12 protein-coding genes are annotated in these 19907 nt (G+C 67.6%); 1 reads left to right on the plus strand and 11 read right to left on the minus strand.

Annotation, left to right across the window (positions count from 1 at the left end):
- Position 1 precedes the first annotated feature (1 nt).
- Positions 2–928, minus strand: a complete 927-nt coding sequence (locus tag SBI67_RS26585) for a crotonase/enoyl-CoA hydratase family protein (RefSeq protein WP_318983446.1) — start codon at positions 926–928, stop codon at positions 2–4.
- The gene (locus SBI67_RS26590) at positions 925–2547 is read right to left on the minus strand and encodes an acyl-CoA dehydrogenase family protein (RefSeq protein WP_318983447.1); all 1623 of its coding nucleotides are present in this window, start codon (positions 2545–2547) and stop codon (positions 925–927) included. The genes SBI67_RS26585 and SBI67_RS26590 overlap by 4 nt, the downstream gene beginning before the upstream one ends.
- Positions 2548–2601: 54 nt before the next feature.
- Here SBI67_RS26590 and SBI67_RS26595 point away from each other — a divergent pair, with 54 nt between their 5' ends.
- Positions 2602–2925 (plus strand): cupin domain-containing protein, encoded by a 324-nt coding sequence (locus SBI67_RS26595; protein WP_318983448.1) that lies wholly within the window; start codon positions 2602–2604, stop codon positions 2923–2925.
- Here SBI67_RS26595 and SBI67_RS26600 read toward each other — a convergent pair.
- The 9 genes from SBI67_RS26600 to SBI67_RS26640 form a co-directional block, all read right to left on the minus strand.
- The gene (locus SBI67_RS26600; RefSeq protein WP_318983449.1) at positions 2922–3671 is read right to left on the minus strand and encodes a deoxyribonuclease IV; all 750 of its coding nucleotides are present in this window, start codon (positions 3669–3671) and stop codon (positions 2922–2924) included. The genes SBI67_RS26595 and SBI67_RS26600 overlap by 4 nt on opposite strands.
- A 151-nt stretch (positions 3672–3822) precedes the next feature.
- Entirely contained in the window at positions 3823–7776 is a 3954-nt protein-coding gene (locus SBI67_RS26605; protein WP_318983450.1) for a DNA-directed RNA polymerase subunit beta', read from the minus strand.
- A gap of 59 nt (positions 7777–7835) precedes the next feature.
- A complete protein-coding gene (gene rpoB, locus SBI67_RS26610; protein ID WP_318983514.1) occupies positions 7836–11330 on the minus strand; it encodes a DNA-directed RNA polymerase subunit beta in 3495 nt (1164 codons plus the stop codon).
- 455 nt (positions 11331–11785) lie between these two features.
- Positions 11786–12874 carry an ABC transporter ATP-binding protein gene (locus tag SBI67_RS26615; protein WP_318983451.1) on the minus strand — a complete coding sequence of 363 codons (1089 nt, stop codon included), beginning with the start codon at positions 12872–12874 and terminating at the stop codon, positions 11786–11788.
- A gap of 210 nt (positions 12875–13084) precedes the next feature.
- The gene (gene rplL / locus SBI67_RS26620; protein WP_318983452.1) at positions 13085–13474 is read right to left on the minus strand and encodes a 50S ribosomal protein L7/L12; all 390 of its coding nucleotides are present in this window, start codon (positions 13472–13474) and stop codon (positions 13085–13087) included.
- 33 nt (positions 13475–13507) lie between these two features.
- Positions 13508–14044: a 50S ribosomal protein L10 gene (rplJ, locus tag SBI67_RS26625; protein ID WP_318983453.1), complete on the minus strand. Its 537-nt coding sequence runs from the start codon at positions 14042–14044 to the stop codon at positions 13508–13510.
- Positions 14045–14278: 234 nt separating this feature from the next.
- Positions 14279–15181: an ROK family protein gene (locus SBI67_RS26630; RefSeq protein WP_318983454.1), complete on the minus strand. Its 903-nt coding sequence runs from the start codon at positions 15179–15181 to the stop codon at positions 14279–14281.
- A gap of 33 nt (positions 15182–15214) precedes the next feature.
- Entirely contained in the window at positions 15215–15778 is a 564-nt protein-coding gene (locus tag SBI67_RS26635) for a DUF7158 domain-containing protein (RefSeq protein ID WP_318983455.1), read from the minus strand.
- On the minus strand, positions 15775–19902 hold the full coding sequence (locus SBI67_RS26640; RefSeq protein WP_318983456.1) for a glycoside hydrolase family 38 N-terminal domain-containing protein: 4128 nt from the start codon (positions 19900–19902) through the stop codon (positions 15775–15777). Before SBI67_RS26640 ends, SBI67_RS26635 begins: the two co-directional genes overlap by 4 nt.
- Between the last annotated feature and the right edge of the window lie 5 nt (positions 19903–19907).

Consider the following 19907-nt stretch of genomic DNA (forward strand, 5'->3'; position numbering starts at 1 on the left):
CTCACACCCCGGAGGTACGGCGACCGTAGTCCCCCAGCGGTTCGTCACGGTGGCGCACCGCCTCGCGGAAGCCGTGCGCCGTCGCGTCGGCGACGAAGGCGTGGCCCTCGGGCGTGTGCCTGGCGATGCCGTCGAACACCGTGCTGACCATCTGGCTGGTGGCCACGCCCTGCTGCAGCAGCGCGGTGTTGCAGGCCAGCTTGGCCATGATGAGCTGGTTCACCGGCATCGCGGCGATGCGCTCGACGAGGCGTTCGGTGCGCTCGTCGAGGTCTTCGGGCGCGGGTGCCTCCACCGCCAGACCCCATTCGGCGGCCTGCGCCCCGGTGATGCAATCGCCGGTGAACAACAGCCTTTTCGCGCGCTGGTCACCGAGCCGGTGCGCCCACAACCCGGCCGCGGGTACGCCCCACACCCGCATCGGCGGGTAGCCGATCTTGGCGTCGGCCGCCGCGATCACCTGGTCGGCGTGCAGCGCGATATCGGTGCCGCCCGCGACGCAGTAGCCGTGGATCTTCACCACCGTCGGCTTGTCCGCGCGCATCAGGCTGGCGAAGCCGCGGACGAACCGGCTCATCATCTGATAGTCGATCATCGGATCCCACGGCCGGTCGGGCAGGTGGTTGACCGCCTGGGTGCGGCCGTCGAGCACCGTGCCGTCGTAACGGCCGTCCCCGCCTGCCGACGAGGAGCCGTCGGCGTAGGCGGACAGATCGAATCCGGCGCAGAACCCCTCACCTCGCCCGGACACCAGGATGACGTGCACGGCCGGATCCAGATCAGCCCGTTCGACACACGCCGCCAATTCCAGCGGGGTGTCGGCGACGATCGAGTTGCCCTTCTCCGGCCGGTTGAAGGTGATCCGCGCAACCCGGCCGGTCACCTCGTAGGTCATGGTTTTCAGGGGCCCCGTCTTCAGATCGCTCATCCTTTGACCAGGGCGCGCTCGAGGATCGGGGCCAGGTCCAGCCCGGCGGGCAGGGTGCCGAACGCCCCGCCCCATTGCCGATCCAGCCGGGTGGCCAGGAACGCCTCGGCGACGGCCGGGTGGCCGTGGCGGACCAGCAGCGCACCCTGCAGCGCGAGGCTGATGTCCTCGGCGATCTTGCGGGCCCGGTACTCGATGTTGTCGAAGTCGCCCAGCTGCGCCTTGAGCGCGCTGACATGCGCGTCCAGCCGGGGCTCGGAAGCCGTCGCGAGTTCGTCGAACAGCACCTCGACGCACTCCGGCCGGGTTGCCATGGCGCGCAAGGTGTCCAGCGCACTGACGTTGCCAGAGCCCTCCCAGATGCCCATCAGTGGCGCCTCCCGGTACAGCCGCGGCATGCCGGACTCCTCGGCATAGCCGTTGCCGCCGAAGCACTCCATGGCCTCGGCCGCGTGTGGTGTCGCGCGTTTGCACACCCAGTACTTGCCCGCGGCCAACCCGATCCGGCGCAGCAGGGATTCACGCTCGTCACCGCGCACCGCCTTGTCGGTGGCCCCGGCCATCCGCATCGCCAGCATGGTCGCGGCCTCGGCTTCGACCGCCAGATCGGCCAGCACATTGCGCATCAGCGGTTGGTCGATCAGGTAGGCGCCGAACGCCTTTCGGTGCTGGGCGTGATGGACGGCGCGGGTCAATCCGGTCCGCATGCTGGTGGCGCTGCCCAGCGTGCAGTCCAACCGGGTCAGGTTGACCATCTCGATGATGGTCTTGACCCCGCGGCCCTCCTCGCCCACCAGCCAGGCGGTGGCACCGTCGTACTCGATCTCGCTGGAGGCGTTGGCGTGGTTGCCGAGCTTGTCCTTGAGCCGCTGGATGAACATCCGGTTGCGGGTGCCGTCCGGAAGCACCCGGGGCAGGAAGAAGCAGCTGAGTCCGTGTTCAGCCTGGGCCAGCACCAGGAAGACGTCACCCATCGGCGCCGAGGTGAACCACTTGTGCCCGACCAAGGTGTAGCTGCCGTCGCCGTTGGGGGTGGCCTGGGTGGTGCCGGCGCGCACATCCGATCCGCCCTGCTTCTCGGTCATCGACATGCCGGCCGTGATCCCGGCCTTGGTGGCCGGCATCTTGAGTTCGGGGTCGTAGACGCGGCTGGTGAGCAGCGGTTCGTAGATCGCCGCGAGTTCGGGATTGAAGCGCAGCGCGGGTACGACGGCGTAGGTCATCGAGATCGGGCAGACGTGCCCGGGCTCGGGGGTCCACGCCGACATCTTGGCCGCGCGGACCACGTGGGCACCGGGCCGGTCGTCGGCCCACGGTGCGGCGTGCAGGCCGTGGGTGATCGCCGCGTTCATCAGCTCGTGGTAGGCCGGGTCGTATTCGACCTCGTCGATGCGGTGGCCGTACCGGTCGTGGGTGTGCAGGATCGGTACGTTGCGGTCGGCCAACTCGCCCCAGCGCTGGGCCTGGCGGCTGCCGCCGAGCGCACCGACCTCGTGCACCTCGTCGATGCCCCATTCGCCGCCCTCGCGGATCAGCGCCTCGGCCAGCGCGGGGAAGGTGGCGGCGTTGTAGTTCTCCAGCGGCGGGACCTGATTGGTCACGACATGGGTATCTCGCATATTCTCACTGTTACACTTTTCCGACAGTCGCACAAGATCTGTAATATCGGTCCGGTGAAGCCGAATTCCGCCATCAGCGCCGCCGACCTGGAACTCACCCTGGAACCGGTCCCCGACAGCTCCGCGCGCACCGCGGTGCACACCCTGACCGAGTTCGGCGGTCTGGAGATCGGCGTCTGGGAGATGACGCCGGGGGTGATGACCGATGTGGAGGCCGACGAGGTGTTCGTCGTGCTCTCCGGTGCGGCGACGGTCGAATTCGCTGACGGCACAGCGCCCTTGACGCTCAGCCCGGGCGACGTGGTGCGCCTGGCCGCCGGTACGGAGACGGTGTGGACGGTCACCGAGACCCTGCGGAAGGTCTACCTCGCCGGTTAGACGTTCTCGCGCAGGAAGGCGATATCGTCCTTACGACCCTCTTCGGACGTCTCGCAGATCACTGGGGCGTCGGCGGCCTTGACCACCGCAGCCAGCAGTTGCGGGTCGATCTGGCCGAGGCCGAAGTTGGCGTGCCGGTCGGCGCCCGAGCCCGCGGCGTCGCGGGAATCGTTGCAGTGCACCAGGTCGATGCGGCCGGTGATAGACCGGATCCGCTCCACCGCGTCGACCAGCGCCTCCCCCGCCGCCCAGGCGTGGCAGGTGTCCAGGCAGAAGCCGATTCCCTTGTCCCCGATGTGATCCCATAACCGGGCGATGGTGTCGAAGTGGCGGGCCATCGCGTGGTCACCGCCGGCGGTGTTCTCCAGGTACACCGGTGCCTCGGTATTCAGCGCGTCGAGCGCCTTGACCCAGCGTTCGAAGCCGGCGTCGAGATCCTTGTCGTCGGCGTGGCCACCGTGCACGATCACGGCGGTGGCACCGATCGCCGCAGCGGCGTCGCAGGTGTCCTGCAGGATCTTGCGCGACGGGATGCGCACCTTGTTGTTGGCCGAGGCGACGTTGATCAGGTACGGCGCGTGCACATACAGCGGCACCGCCGAGGCCCGCAGCACCTCGGCGTCCTCACGCGGGGCGGGTTTCTTCCAGCTCTGCGGATTGCCGAGGAAGAACTGCACCACGTCGGCACCGTCGGCGGTCGCGGCGGCCAGGGGATCTGCGTTGTCGACATGCGAACCGATGAGCACGTCGACCAGTCTAGGTGGCCCACGAGTGCAGCACCTCCGCGCCGAGACTACGGTTCATCGCGCGAAATAGCGCGATTCACAGCAGAAACCGTAGTGTCGGCGCGAAGAGGGCCCCCGAGACTGAGTCTCGGGGGCCCTCTTTATGACGCGGTTACCGGTAGTCCGAGTATCCGTAATCGTCCAGCGGCACGGCAGCGCCGGTGCTCTGGCCGAAGTCCGGGCTGTAGTACTGATCCTCGTAGGACGGGATCGTGTACGCCGCAGCGCGGGCCTCTTCGGTCGGCTGAACCTGGATGTCGCGGTAGCGGGCGATACCCGTACCGGCCGGGATCAACTTACCGATGATCACGTTCTCCTTCAGACCCTGCAGCTTGTCGCTGCGGCAGTTGATCGCCGCATCGGTCAGCACGCGGGTGGTCTCCTGGAACGACGCCGCCGACAGCCACGAATCGGTGGCCAGCGATGCCTTCGTGATGCCCATCAGCACCGGACGTCCGGCCGCGGGCTCGCCGCCCTCGGCCACGACGCGACGGTTCTCGGTCTCGAACTCGGCGCGCTCGGTGAGCGAGCCGGGCAGGAACTCCGTGGCACCCGAGTCGATGATCGTGACGCGACGCAGCATCTGCCGGACGATGACCTCGATGTGCTTGTCGTGGATCGACACACCCTGGGCCCGGTAGACCTCCTGGACCTCCTTGACCAGGTGGATCTGCACCTCGCGCGGGCCCTGCACACGCAGCACCTCGTGCGGATCGGCAGCACCCTCCATCAGCTGCTGGCCCACGGTGACATGGTCACCGTCGGAGAGCAGACGCTCGGAGCCGTCCTCGTGCTTGAACACCTTCAGCCGCTGGCGGCGGGTGAGCTTGTCGTAGACGACCTCTTCGCTGCCGTCGTCGGGAACGATGGTGATCTTGTAGAACTTGTCGGTCTCTTCGAGACGGACCCGTCCAGCGACATCCGCGATGGGCGCCTTGTTGCGCGGCACGCGGGCCTCGAACAGTTCCTGCACACGGGGCAGACCACCGACGATGTCGGCGCCACCGGTGACACCACCCTGGTGGAAGGTACGCATGGTCAGCTGCGTACCGGGCTCACCGATGGACTGCGCGGCGACGATACCGACGGCCTCGCCGATGTCGACGAGCTTGCCGGTGGCCATCGAGCGGCCGTAGCACATGGCGCAGACGCCGGTGCCGGTGGTGCAGGTCAGCACGGAGCGGACCTTCACCTCGGTGATACCGGCCGCCAGCAGCGCGTCGATCGCCGGGTCGCCCAGGTCGTGGCCACGGGCGACGACGACGTTGCCGTCGGCATCCACCGCGTCGGTGGCCAGCGTGCGGGCGTACGCCGAGGTCTCGATGTGCTGATCGCGGACCAGGCTGCCGTCGTCCTGCTTCTCGGCGAGGGTGACGTTGATACCGCGCTCGGTCTCACAGTCGGTCTCACGCACGATGACGTCCTGGCTGACGTCCACCAGACGACGGGTCAGGTAACCCGAGTCGGCGGTACGCAGCGCGGTGTCGGCCAGACCCTTACGGGCACCGTGGGTGTTGATGAAGTACTCCAGCACGGTCAGGCCCTCGCGGAACGAGGACTTGATCGGACGCGGGATGTACTCACCCTTCGGGTTGGTGACCAGACCCTTCATGCCCGCGAGCGTGCGGGTCTGGGTCAGGTTGCCCGTCGCACCGGACTTCACGATCGTGATGATCGGGTTGTCCTCGGGGTAGTACGACTCGAGAGCCTTACCGACCTCTTCGGTGGCCTGCTGCCAGATCTTGACCAGTTCGCCGTTGCGCTCGTCGTGGTTGAGCTTGCCGCGCTGGTACTGCTTCTCGATCGAGTCGGCCTCGGCCTCGTAGCGCTCCAGGATCTCCTGCTTCTGCGGCGGCACGAGCACGTCGGCCATCGAGACCGTGACACCCGAACGGGTGGCCCAGTAGAAGCCGGCGTCCTTGAGCTTGTCCACCGTCTGCGCGACGACGATCATCGGGTACCGCTCGGCCAGATCGTTGATGATCGAGGCCTGCGCCTTCTTGAACATCTGCGCGTTGACGAACGGGTAGCCCTTGGGCAGCAGTTCGTTGAACAGCACCCGGCCCAGCGTGGTCTCGGCGGTCCAGGCGTCGCCCGGGGTCCAGCCGTTCTCGAACAGCTCGGCCTCGACCGCGGCCGGCGGACGCTGCTGCGTCAGCCGCACCTTGATCTTGGCCCGCACGCTCAGCGCGCCGCGGTCCAGCGCCATGATGGCCTCGGCCGGGCTGCTGTACACGCCGGTCTCCGGCTGATCCTTGGTGGCCGGGGTGTACTCGCCGGTGGCGCCCTCGACCTCGGTGGTCAGGAAGAACAACCCGGTCACCATGTCCAGACGCGGCATGGCCAGCGGGCGGCCCGACGCCGGCGACAGGATGTTGTTCGAGGACAGCATCAGGATGCGGGCCTCGGCCTGCGCCTCCGCCGACAACGGCAGGTGCACGGCCATCTGGTCACCGTCGAAGTCGGCGTTGAACGCCTCACAGACCAGCGGGTGCAGCTGGATGGCCTTGCCTTCCACCAGCTGCGGCTCGAAGGCCTGGATACCGAGGCGGTGCAGCGTCGGTGCGCGGTTCAGCAGCACCGGGTGCTCGGCGATGACCTCTTCGAGGACATCCCACACCTGGGGACGCTGCCGCTCGACCATCCGCTTGGCGCTCTTGATGTTCTGCGCGTGGTTCAGGTCGACCAGGCGCTTCATCACGAACGGCTTGAACAGCTCGAGGGCCATCAGCTTGGGCAGACCGCACTGGTGCAGCTTGAGCTGCGGGCCCACGACGATGACCGAACGGCCCGAGTAGTCGACGCGCTTACCGAGCAGGTTCTGCCGGAACCGGCCCTGCTTGCCCTTGAGCAGATCGGACAGCGACTTGAGCGGACGGTTGCCCGGACCCGTAACGGGCCGGCCACGACGGCCGTTGTCGAACAGCGCGTCCACCGACTCCTGAAGCATGCGCTTCTCGTTGTTGACGATGATCTCGGGAGCACCGAGGTCGATCAGTCGCTTGAGCCGGTTGTTGCGGTTGATCACGCGGCGGTACAGGTCGTTCAGGTCGGAGGTCGCGAAGCGGCCACCGTCGAGCTGCACCATCGGACGCAGCTCCGGCGGGATCACCGGGACGGCGTCGAGCACCATGCCCATCGGCGAGTTGCCGGACTGCTGGAACGCGGCGACCACCTTCAGACGCTTGAGCGCACGCAGCTTCTTCTGGCCCTTGCCGTTCTTGATGGTGTCGCGCAGCGACTCCGCCTCGGCGTCGATGTCGAAGTTCTCGATCAGCTTCTTGATCGACTCCGCACCCATGGCACCGGTGAAGTACTCGCCGTAGCGGTCCTGCAGCTCGCGGTAGAGCACCTCGTCGACGATCAGCTGCTTGGGAGCCAGCTTGGTGAAGGTGGTCCAGATCTCGTCGAGCCGGTCCAGCTCACGCTGGGCCCGGTCACGCAGCTGACGCATCTCGCGCTCGCCGCCGTCGCGCACCTTGCGGCGCACGTCGGACTTGGCACCCTCGGCCTCGAGCTCGGCCAGGTCGGCTTCGAGCTTCTGCGCCCGGGCCTCCAGGTCGGCGTCGCGCTGGTCCTCGACGGCCTTCTTCTCGACGACCATCTCGGCCTCGAGCGTGGACAGCTCGTTGTGCCGCATCTCGGTGTCGACGGCGGTGATCACATAGGCCGCGAAGTAGATGATCTTCTCGAGATCCTTCGGGGCGAGATCCAACAGGTAGCCCAGCCGGCTCGGCACACCCTTGAAGTACCAGATGTGCGTGACGGGCGCGGCCAGCTCGATGTGGCCCATCCGCTCACGGCGCACCTTGGCACGGGTCACCTCGACGCCGCAGCGCTCACAGATGATGCCCTTGAAGCGGACGCGCTTGTACTTACCGCAGTAGCACTCCCAGTCGCGAGTCGGTCCGAAGATCTTCTCGCAGAACAGGCCGTCCTTCTCGGGCTTGAGCGTGCGGTAGTTGATGGTCTCCGGCTTCTTGACCTCGCCGTAGGACCAGTTGCGGATGTCGTCCGCGGTCGCAAGACCGATGCGGAGTTCATCGAAGAAGTTGACGTCTAGCACGTAACTCCCTTTCCCCTTTCGGGACTAGATAAATAATCAGCGCCGCGGCTCCGCCGCGATCAGGCCAGATCTTCGACAGAAGCGGATTCGTTGCGGGACAAGTTGATTCCGAGGTTGGCAGCAGCACGCTCCAGGTCCTCGTCGTCACCGTCACGCATCTCGATCGCGGCTCCGTCAGAAGACAGGACCTCGACGTTCAGGCACAGCGACTGCAGCTCCTTGAGAAGCACCTTGAACGACTCCGGGATACCGGGTTCGGGGATGTTCTCGCCCTTGACGATCGCCTCGTACACCTTCACGCGGCCCACCGTGTCATCGGACTTGATGGTGAGCAGCTCCTGCAGCGTGTACGCCGCACCGTAGGCCTGCATGGCCCAGCACTCCATCTCACCGAAGCGCTGACCACCGAACTGCGCCTTACCACCGAGCGGCTGCTGGGTGATCATCGAGTACGGGCCGGTGGAGCGCGCGTGGATCTTGTCGTCCACCAGGTGGTGCAGCTTCAGGATGTACATGTAGCCGACCGTCACCGGGTACGGGAACGGTTCGCCACTGCGTCCGTCGAACAGCCGCGCCTTGCCGTCGGCGTCGACCATGACCTCACCGTCGCGGTTCGGCAGCGTCGAGCCGAGCAGGCCCTGCAGCTCCGCCTCGCGGGCACCGTCGAACACCGGGGTGGACACGATGGAGTCGGCCGGCGCGGACAGCAGGTCCTCGGGGAGGTTGCCTGCCCACTCGGGCGACCCTTCGATGTTCCAGCCGGCCTTGGCCACCCACCCGAGGTGGGTCTCCAGGATCTGGCCGATGTTCATACGACGCGGCACACCGTGGGTGTTCAGGATGATGTCCACCGGGGTGCCATCGGGCATGAACGGCATGTCCTCGACGGGCAGGATCTTGCCGATGACGCCCTTGTTGCCGTGGCGTCCGGCGAGCTTGTCGCCGTCGGAGATCTTGCGCTTCTGGGCCACGTAGACGCGGACCAGCTCGTTGACACCGGCCGGCAGCTCGTCGTCGTCCTCGCGGGAGAACACCCGGATGCCGATGACCTTGCCGGACTCACCGTGCGGCACCTTGAGCGACGTGTCGCGGACCTCGCGGGCCTTCTCGCCGAAGATGGCACGCAGCAGGCGCTCCTCGGGGGTCAGCTCGGTCTCACCCTTCGGGGTGACCTTGCCGACCAGGATGTCGCCGTCGCGGACCTCGGCACCGATGCGGATGATGCCGCGCTCGTCGAGATCGGCCAGCACCTCGTCGGAGACGTTCGGGATGTCCCGGGTGATCTCCTCGGCGCCCAGCTTGGTGTCGCGGGCATCGATCTCGTGCTCTTCGATGTGAATCGAGGTGAGCACGTCCTCTTCCACCAGGCGGTTGGAGAGGATGATCGCGTCCTCGTAGTTGTGGCCCTCCCACGGCATGATCGCCACGAGCAGGTTCTTGCCGAGCGCCATCTCACCGTTCTCGGTGCAGGGACCGTCGGCGAGCACCTGGCCCACCTCCACCCGCTGCCCGTGATCCACGATCGGGCGCTGGTTGGCGCACGTGCCGTGGTTGGAGCGGTTGAACTTGCGCAACACGTAGCTGCGGCGGGTGCCGTCGTCGGCCATCACGGTGATGTAGTCGGCCGAGACCTCTTCCACCACGCCGGCCTTCTCGGCAACCACGACATCGCCGGCGTCGATGGCCGCGCGCAGCTCCATACCGGTACCGACCAGCGGGGCCTCGCTACGCACCAGCGGAACCGCCTGGCGCTGCATGTTGGCACCCATCAGGGCACGGTTGGCGTCGTCATGCTCGAGGAACGGGATCATCGCCGTCGCGACCGACACCATCTGGCGCGGCGAGACGTCCATGTAGTCCACCTCGGTGGCCGAGACGAACTCGACCTCGCCACCCTTACGACGGACGAGGATCTTGTCCTCGGTGAACCGGCCGTTGTCGTCGATCGGCGAGTTGGCCTGCGCCACGACGTGGCGGTCCTCCTCGTCGGCCGTCAGGTAGTCGATCTGGTCGGTGATGACACCGTCGACGACCTTGCGGTACGGGGTCTCGATGAAACCGAACGGGTTCACCCGGGCATACACCGACAGCGAACCGATCAGGCCGATGTTCGGGCCTTCCGGCGTCTCGATCGGGCACATGCGGCCGTAGTGCGACGAGTGCACGTCGCGGACCTCGAGGCCGGCGCGCTCACGGGACAGACCACCCGGGCCCAGCGCCGACAGGCGACGCTTGTGGGTCAGGCCCGACAGCGGGTTGTTCTGATCCATGAACTGCGACAGCTGCGACGTTCCGAAGAACTCCTTGATCGCCGCCACCACGGGACGGATGTTGATCAGGGTCTGCGGGGTGATCGCCTCGACGTCCTGAGTGGTCATCCGCTCGCGGACGACACGTTCCATACGCGAGAGGCCGACCCGGATCTGGTTCTGGATCAGCTCGCCGACGGTGCGCAGACGACGGTTACCGAAGTGGTCGATGTCGTCGACCTCGACGGGGACCTCGACGCCGTCGGGTGCGGTCATCGTGGTCTGGCCCTCGTGCAGGCGCACCAGGTACTCGATGGTGGCCGCGATGTCCTCGGGGGTCAGCGTCGAGTTGGTGATCGGCTGCCCGGCGTTGAGGCCGAGCTTCTTGTTGACCTTGTAGCGACCGACGCGGGCCAGGTCGTAGCGCTTCTCTTTGAAGAACAGGTTCTCCAGCAGGGTCTGCGCGGACTCCTTGGTCGGCGGCTCGCCCGGGCGCAGCTTGCGGTAGATGTCCAGCAGCGCCTCGTCGGTGCCGGCGGTGTTGTCCTTCTCCAGCGTGCCCATCATGATCTCGGAGAAGCCGAAGCGCTCCACGATCTGCTCGTTGGTCCAGCCCAGCGCCTTGAGCAGCACGGTGACCGGCTGACGACGCTTGCGGTCGATGCGCACACCGACGGTGTCGCGCTTGTCCACGTCGAACTCCAGCCAGGCGCCGCGGCCCGGGATGACCTTGACGCTGTGCAGGTCCTTCTCGGTGGCCTTGTCGATGGTCTGGTCGAAGTACACACCGGGCGAGCGGACCAGCTGGCTGACCACGACACGCTCGGTGCCGTTGATGATGAAGGTGCCCTTGTCGGTCATCATCGGGAAGTCACCCATGAAGACCGTCTGGCTCTTGATCTCACCGGTGTTGTTGTTGATGAACTCGGCCGTGACGAACAGCGGAGCCGCGTACGTCATGTCCTTGTCTTTGCACTCGTCGACGGGCGCCTTCACCTCGTCGAAGCGCGGATCCGAGAAGCTCAGCGACATCGAGCCGGAGAAGTCCTCGATCGGGGACAGTTCGGCGAGGACCTCTTCGAGGCCACCCACCGGGCTGACGTCACCACGCTCGACGGCCTTGGCACGCCACTGCTCGGAGCCGACCAACCACTCGAAAGAATCGATCTGAACGTCGAGCAGCCCCGGGACCTCGAGTGGTTCCCGGAGCTTCGCGAATGAAATTCGGTTAGGCGCTCCCGGTACGGAGTTAGAAATAGCGGACTTGCTCTGGCGAGAGACTGCCAAGATGCACCCTTCCAGCACCTCATGCGACATTTCCGGGGGCGGACTGTGCCGTTCCGAAGTGCCGCGATATCTGCGTCGGTTCGGCTGGCGTTCTCACAGTCCGAACCTCGGACACACGGCACGTGACCTGATCACTGAGCAGGGCTCAGGCTAGGTCCGCGATGTCAGGTGCAAATGAGGGGTGGGCAGGATGCAGCCAGCGCAACGTCCAACGATAGCGCATGGCCGTCGTTCGCGCCAGTACAGCATTCCTCAACCACCGCGTGTGATACCGGTGGGGCGCTGGCTGGCGTCCGCTATCCGTCTACACATGCTGCCCAACAGAGTGGCCCGTTTGGGCGCTTCCGTCAAGACTTCACACGCGGTCTGCTGTGCACTTTTGGATAGTAGTGGTCGCCACCGACACGAGCGCGCCCAAGACAGCCGTGATGAAGATCACATCTTGGGCGCGTCGGCTACCGACGCGCGGCGGACTACTCGCTGGCGCGCGGGATCGAGGCCGTCGGGAAGTCCTCGTTCTCGGTGGCCGCCGATGCACCGTGGTGCGTGTGCTCCTCGGCGAACTCGTGCACCTTGTACTTATGGGTGCCCTCCAGGTCGTCGAGGATCGCGGCCTGGGCGGCTTCGGGCAGGGTGTGCAGGATCTCGCGCACCCGCGCCTGCCGACGCGCCACACCCTGACGCTCGGGCATCCCCGGCGTCGCGGTCAGCTGCGGCGGCACACCCTCGATCTCCTCCACACCGCCATCACTCTGGCCGGCCTCCATCATGGCCTGCTCGGCCGCCGCGGTCGCCTCGTCCTTCTCCTCCGACATACCGATCGGACCGATACGACGACCGTTGAGGAACTGCTTGACCACCGGCTCATCCGAGGTCAACAACACCTCACGCGGACCGAACATCACCAGGTGCTTGCGGAACAACATGCCGATGTTGTCCGGCACCGTCCTGGCGATGTTGATGTTGTGCGTCACGATCAACACCGTCGCATCGATCTGAGCATTGATATCGATCAACAACTGCGACAGATACGCCGTACGCACCGGATCCAAACCCGAGTCCGGCTCGTCACACAAGATGATCTGCGGGTCCAACACCAACGCCCGGGCCAGACCGGCACGCTTGCGCATACCACCAGAAATCTCACCGGGGAACTTATGCCCGTCATTGGGCATACCGACCAGTTCGAGCTTTTCCATCACGATCTTGCGGATCTCGGACTCGGACTTCTTAGTGTGCTCACGCAGCGGGAAGGCGGTGTTGTCGTAGATATTCATCGACCCGAACAACGCACCGTCCTGGAACAGCACACCGAACAGGGTGCGGATCTCGTAGAGCTCCTTGGCCGAGCACTCCAAGATGTTGGTCCCGTCGATGACGATCGAACCCTTCTCCGGGCGCAACAAACCGATCAACGACTTCAAGAACACCGACTTACCCGTACCCGACGGGCCCAGCAACACGCTGACCTCACCGGCGGGAATCGACATCGTGACGTCTTCCCAGATCTTCGACGACCCGAATGACTTGCTCAACCCGGTCACGTCGATTTGGACGCCCATACGAATTCCTTCCGCCTACGGCTCACCGCGCCACCTGCCTACCCCCGCCTGTGGCTTGAGTCACTGTAGCGCACGGGGGATTTCAGCAACACGGAAGTCACCACCGACAGCGGGCTTCACACACCACAACGGGATCCACAAACGACGAAAGGGCTCCACAAACGACGAAAGGGCCGGGTCGTTTCCGACCCGGCCCCTCGACGAACCGAATTACTTGACGGTGACCGATGCGCCGGCGGCCTCGAGCTTGGCCTTGGCGTCCTCGGCGGCCTCCTTGGTGACCTTCTCCAGCAGCGGCTTGGGAGCGCCGTCGACCAGGTCCTTGGCTTCCTTGAGGCCCAGGCCGGAGACGATCTCGCGAACGACCTTGATCACGCCGATCTTCTTGTCGCCGGCACCCTCGAGGATGACGTCGAACTCGGACTGCTCCTCGGCGGCCTCGGCAGCGCCGCCACCGGCGGCGGGGGCGGCGGCAACGGCAACCGGAGCGGCGGCGGTGACGTCGAAGGTCTCCTCGAACACCTTCACGAACTCAGAGAGCTCGAGCAGGGTCAGTTCCTTGAAGGCGTCGATCAGTTCTTCGGTGGACAGCTTTGCCATGGTGATTCCTTATCTCTTTGGTGGTGGTTGGTCTCAGGCGGCGTCGGTGTTTTCCGAGCCGGCCTTCTTGTCTTGCAGAGCTGCGGCCAGGCGGGCGACCTGGGACGCGGGCGCCACGAACAGCGCCGCGGCCTGGGACTGCTTCGCCTTGAGCGCGCCGGCGACACGCGAGAGCAGCACCTCGCGCGACTCCAGGTCGGCGATCCGCTCGACCTCGGACACGGACAGCGCCTTGCCGTCCATGTAGCCGCCCTTGATGACGAGCGCCTTGTTGTCCTTGGCGAACTTCTTGATCGCCTTCGCGGCGTCGACGGGCTCGCCGTTGATGAACGCGATGGCGGTCGGGCCGGCGAACAGATCGTCGAGACCCTCGATGCCGGCCTCCGATGCCGCACGCTTCACCAAGGTGTTCTTGGCGACGGTGTACGACGCGCCGGCGCCCAGCGACCTGCGCAGCTCGGCAAGGTTGGACACCGTCAGGCCGCGGTACTCGGTGACGACGGTGGCCGTCGCCTCCTTGAACTTCTCGGCGATGTCGGCGACCGCGGTGACCTTGTCAGCTTTGGCCATGCTTGCCTCCTCGTGATGGTTGGGACGTCCACCAACCGGTGATCACGAAGGCCGGAAATCACAAACGCCCCGACACAGGACAGGTCGGGGCGCACAGGAAAATACTGTTACCTCGTCCTCCTGCGTGGGCCGCCGGGAAATCCCGGACCTTCAACCGATTAACTCGGTGACCGACGGTCTTCGGTGGAACTGGTAAAGGATAGCCGACGTCGGGCTCCCCGGCCAAAACGGCCGTCAGGCCCGCGCCAGCGCGGCCGCCCCGACCAGCCCTGCGTCACCGCCGAGGGCAGCGGGCACCACCTGCAGGTCCCTGATGAACGAGAGCCCGGCATAGCTGCGCAACGCCGCGCGCAACGGATCGAACAGTAGCGCCCCCGACTTGGCCACGCCGCCGCCGATGACGACGCGGTCGAGGTCGCAGGTTGCCGCCACCCCGGCGATCATCATCGCCACACCTGCCGCGCCGCGCCGGTACGCCTCGATGGCGATCGGGTCGCCGCCGGCCGCGGCCGCGGCCAGTTGTTTGGCGTCCGCTTCGGGGGGTGCCGCCCAGCCGTTGGCGCGCGCCCAACTCACCAGGTGCGGGCCGGCGGCGACGGTCTCGACGCAGCCCCGCCCGCCGCAGGTGCACGGCGCCCCGTCCGCCTCGACGACGACATGACCGACATGGCCGGCGTTGCCGGTGCGTCCGTGATACGGCGCGCCGTCGAGCACCAATCCCCCACCGATACCGGTCGAGACCACCATGCCCAGCAGGAAGGCCGCCCCCGCCCCGGCCCCGCGCCACCGCTCACCGAGCGCCATGCACAGCCCGTCACCACCGAGGCGCACCGGGCCACCGGTGAGCCGCTGGGTCCGTTCGACAATCGGAAACCGTTGCCAAGCAGGGATATTGATCGGGCTGACGGTGCCTTCGGCCAGGTCGACGGGGCCTGCCGAGCTGATACCGGTGGCGGTCACGGTGCCACCGGCCCGGCGCAGCGCCTGCTGAATCAGGTCGGCCGCGGTAGCCCACACCGCGTCGGCATCGCCGGCCTGGGTCGGTCGTTGGGCCCGGTGGGTGAGGCTGCCGTCGGCGTCGACGAGGCCGACGGCGATCTTGGTGCCGCCGACGTCGACGGCCAGGGTGAGAGTCATGGGCTGCCTATATCTGTCGGGTGCCGGTGAACGTCAGTGCCGGTGGGTGTTGTCCGGTTGCCGGGGGTCGCCGGGGTGCTCGTAACCCGGTGCCAGCCGCACCAGGTCGGCGACCTGTCCGTCCAGCCAGCGCCGGAAGGTCGCGCGCCTGGCGGCGCCGCGCAGGTGTTCGGCGATCGCCGGCCGCGCCTGGGCCAGTGGGATGTCCGTCCGGCGCGGACCGAACCGGCCCGGATTGCGGGCGTGATAGGCCGCGACATCGGCCTCGGTGACGTCGACGGCGGCGGTGACCCTGGCGAACACCGCGCGGGCATGCGGATCGTCCAGGACCGCCGCCGCGATGCTGCCGATCTCCAGCCGGGCGGCGGCGTCGGGCAGCACCTGGCCCACGGCGGGCGGATCGGCAGCGCCGGGCTGGCCCGCCACCACCCGTTCGGCGACCAGTAGCTGAGTCAGCCAGCGCCGCAGCTGCCTGCCTTCGCTGGTTCCGTGGCGCGGCAGGGCAGAGCCGAACGGACCTGCCCGCAAACGCCTTTCGCGTTCGTCGACCTCCGATTCGGCGACCGGGGCGCCGGCCACCCAGGCGACCGTCGTCACGGCAACACCTCCACCGCGACCGCCGGTGAGTACACCAGCCGGCCCGCGCAGGCCAGCCGGATCAGCGCCCACCATCGGCCCGGCGCCACCCACGGCGGCGGTGCCACCTCGAAATCCAGCCGCAGCGTTGCCCGCGCCGGCACTTCGGCGCCGATGACCGCCGGGCCCAACCATTCCCAAGTGCCCCATGGGCTGATCAGGTGTGCTTCGACGGCCAGGTCTGCGTGCGCGTCGGTGCCGACGGTGACCGTCAAGCGGCCCCGCTCCCCGGCCCGCACCCGCACCGCTTCCGGTCCGGAGAGCAGGCGCAGCACCTCGGCCTCGGCCGACGCACCGACCGACACCAGGCAGACATCCTCGACCACCTGGTGCCATGCCGGGGGCAGCCGACCGCGGGCGGTCAGGGCCGCACGGATCGGGTACAGCCCCGGCGGACAGTCCGACGGCCGGGTCACCTCGACGTCGGTGTCCAGGTACTCCCCCGGCGCCAGGACGAAAGACAGCTGTCCCGGCTCGGCGGTCCAGCTTGGCGGGAGCACCAACCGGACCCGGCCGTGCAGGGCCGTGTCGGTGCAATCGCTGGCGGCGGTGAGCCGCACCCGCACAACCAGATCCGTCGTCGCGGTCACCTCGGTGGGGTGCAGGTGCGCCACCACCGGCAAGCCGCCCAGCGGAGCCGGGCCCCGGTTGTGCAGCCAGTACCGGGCATAGAGCGGTTGCGCCGCCTCGGCGTCCGGAGCCAGCGGCTGATGATCGGCGTCGGTGATCCGGATTCCGTCCAGCCGGCCGGCCACGGTGGAGATCTGGTAGCCGTGCAGCTCCGTCGTCGTCGCACCGACCGGGCGCTCCAACAGGTCGGCGGCGGTCAGCGGCGACACGGTGCAGATACCGGATCGGACCACGAATTGTGCTCTGCGCCCGTGTGTTTCGACCAAGCGCAGGGTGATCGATGCGGGGTCCACCGGTGCGGCGGATCCGCGAGCGTAGGGATTGCCTGCGGCCTTGAGCGCGCCGAGGGCGGCCCGGCCGCCGGACGAATCGACATCGAGGAGCGCACCGTGCGCGGGGAGGCCGTCGGTGCCGGCGCGCCGGTTGGCGACGGCGATGAGCGGATGCGAGAACTCCGCGCTGCGGTGCGGGATATCGGCGTCGCGCCAATCCCCCTCCCCGGCGATGACGGCGTAGTCGAAGGTGTGCGACCAGTGCTGGAGTGCAAAGTTGGAGCCGTCCGGGGCGGTGCGCCGGGGTGGGTCGATCCACGTGCCCGAGGGCCAGCCGGTGCATGACCGCATCAGCGAGGTGTGCAGGGTGCCGTCGGGATCGACGGCGAATCCCGGCACACCGCGATTGCTCAGGGCCACCGTCACCGATTCGAACGGTGTCAGCCCGGCCGGGGCATCCTGGGGCACCGTGATCTCCGCGTCGGCCAGATCGGCGACCAACGCGTCGAGGCCCCCGACGACGATCAGGACCGGCAAGCTGCGGACGCCGCGCAAGTCGGCACCGGGCACCCACACCTGGTCGAGTTCGGACGTCGCGGGCACCCAGACCCGGGCGGTGCCGGCGGCGGCCAGTTGCCGATCCAGTTCCCGGCGGTGCTCGGGCGCGGTGGCCAGCACCGCCGCGGTGAAGGTGTTCTCGTCCGGGCCGCCGACGGCGAATCGGGCGTCGGGCAAATTGGAGTCCACCGACAGGTCCCCGTAGCGTGGCCGGCCGGCCGCGCTGCAGGTGGCCGTGACCCCGGCGCGCACCAGGGCGACCATCAGGTCTCGGGTATCGAATTGTTCGCCCGGCGTGACGACTTCGGCCACCGACACCGCGCGGACCCCCGCCCCGACGCGAACCCGCAGCATCGAGGACAGCCCGAACCAGCCGTAGGCGGGGTTGTCCAGGGTGGACGGGTGCTGCGCGGCATCGACCGCGTGCCGTTCACCGGGCCGGTGCAGCAGACCGAAGCCGCGCCCGATCACCGCGTCACCCACCTCGCTGACCGGCAAGGCGCCGGGCACCGGGCAGGGCCAGCGCAACCGCAGCAGCCGGTCGGCGCCGGTGAATTCGTGGATCGCGGTACGGCATTCGATGCGGGAGATACCACGCCACAGCGTGATGGTCTGGGTGTAGCGCAACAGGTCACCGATGTGGCCGTGAACGGTCAACCGCTCGCCGAGTTCGCTTCGGCAGGCCTGCACGTCCGCGGGGTACGCCGACGAGCAGACCACCGGCCCCTTCGGCAACAGATGCCACGGCCCTTCCCCTGCCGTGGGATGCGCGGAGTACTCGTCGTAGACGGCCAGTTCGTTGCCCACCCGGCCGGCCGCGATCAGCTCGCGACCGGCGGCGAGCACCGAACACACGGCGCCGCCCCGCTGCGGGTCCACCCGGACGCGGTAATGTTCGTTGCCGATCTCATTGCCGTCCAACGCTTCCCAGGCCTGCCCGGGAGTGTCGTCGTCCAGCCGGTAGGAACACCAGCCGAGGGATCCGACGTCGGTGGCCAACCAACTCACGGTGTGCCCGTCGGCCACCGACAGCACCACATCGCCACGCTGGTCGCGCACCACGCCGCCGAACGGTTGCTCGAGGCGGGCGGTCACCACATCGGTTCGCGGGTGTGCCAGTGGATTCCACACCACCATCGGCGCGGCCACCTCGGCACTGAGCAGGGCGAGCGCGTTGTCGCGGGCGGCGCGGCCCAACTCCCAGGCGTCCCGCCAGCCGGTCAGCAGATCCAGGTAGACCTGGTCGGATTCGGAACCGGTGATGGCGTCGTGGTGCGCGCCGTAGGCCAGCTGCACCCACGCTTTCTCCAGCGCCGCCTGCGGATAGCTTGCCCCGCAGAGCAATCCGGCGAACACCGCGAACCGCTCGGCCTCCAGCACTGCATTCTCGGCGGCCCGGTTGGCCTGCTTGGTGTCGATATAGGAGACGTCCTTGCCGGTGTAGATCGGGTTCATGTCCCGGGTCTGCACCTGGGCATGTCGGGAGGCGTCATCGAGCTCGGCGCGCACCGCCGCGAAGAACTCCTTGGGCAGCGCGCACACGAACCGCGGCCAGGTGTAGCGGGCATTCCAGTCGCGGTGGATCTCGGTGACCCACTTGTTCGGCGGCGTGTAATCGGTGCCGACGGGCAGCAGCACGTTGCGGGTCAGCGCCACCGTCTTCAACCGGGTGAACAGCTCGAAGGTCTGCCGCTGCGCCTCGGCGAGGGTCGGCGCCGAGTCCATCCACCAGCCCGCGGCATAGTGCGCGGGCATGTAGTGGGTGAGCAGCCCCCGGCCGGACGGCGCCGTCCACTCGAATTCGCTGGCGAACTGCATGCGTTCCGGGTCGCCGTGATCGGCCATCGGCCCCCACTGGTGGTGCGGCCCGCGCGCCCACGAACTCGACGTCAGGCCCGCCTCGGCGGCCATTCCGGGAAACTGCGGATCGTGGCCGAATACGTCCAGCTGCCAGGCGGTCGCGGGTTCGGCGCCGAGCACGTCGCGCTGAAATCCCATGCCCGCGACGAAGTTCCGGATCGCGGTCTCCGGACTGGTGAGGTTGGTGTTTGGTTCGTTGTAGGTGCCGCCCATGATCTCGATCCGGTCGTCGGCGATGAGGCGGCGCAGGTCGGCGCGTTCCTCGGGGTGGGTGTCCCAGAACGGCTTGAGATAGTCCACCTCGGCGAGGACGAACTTGTACTCGGGAAACCGTCGGGCCATCTCCAGGTGGGCGGTCACCAACGCGAAACCGTTGGTCTGCCGGCACGCGCCCGGTGGATCCTCGGTCCACAGGCTGGTGTAGGCCGCCTGGGTGTTCCACCACACCGGGTCGTAGTGGAAATGGCTGATCATGTACATGGTCCAGCCCGGCTCGGCCACGACGAACGTGAACGGCAGGCCGGCGGCGCGCGCCTGCCTGCGCTGCCCCGGCACCGGATCGTCCACGTGCACCGCGATATCGCAGGTGCCGTCGACGGCCGGCCCCTCGCCGCGCAGTCCGTCGCCCTCGATGCGGATCACCGCACCGGCGCCGCCCCGGCAGGTGACGCGGACGATCTGCAGCGGCGCATCGGCCGGACCGGTGAACAGCTCGGTCGATTCGGCCGCGACCGGGGTGCAGTTCGGCTCACGTCCGTGGCGCATGATGC

This window comes from Mycolicibacterium chengduense (genome assembly GCF_033741155.1).
GTDB lineage: Bacteria > Actinomycetota > Actinomycetes > Mycobacteriales > Mycobacteriaceae > Mycobacterium.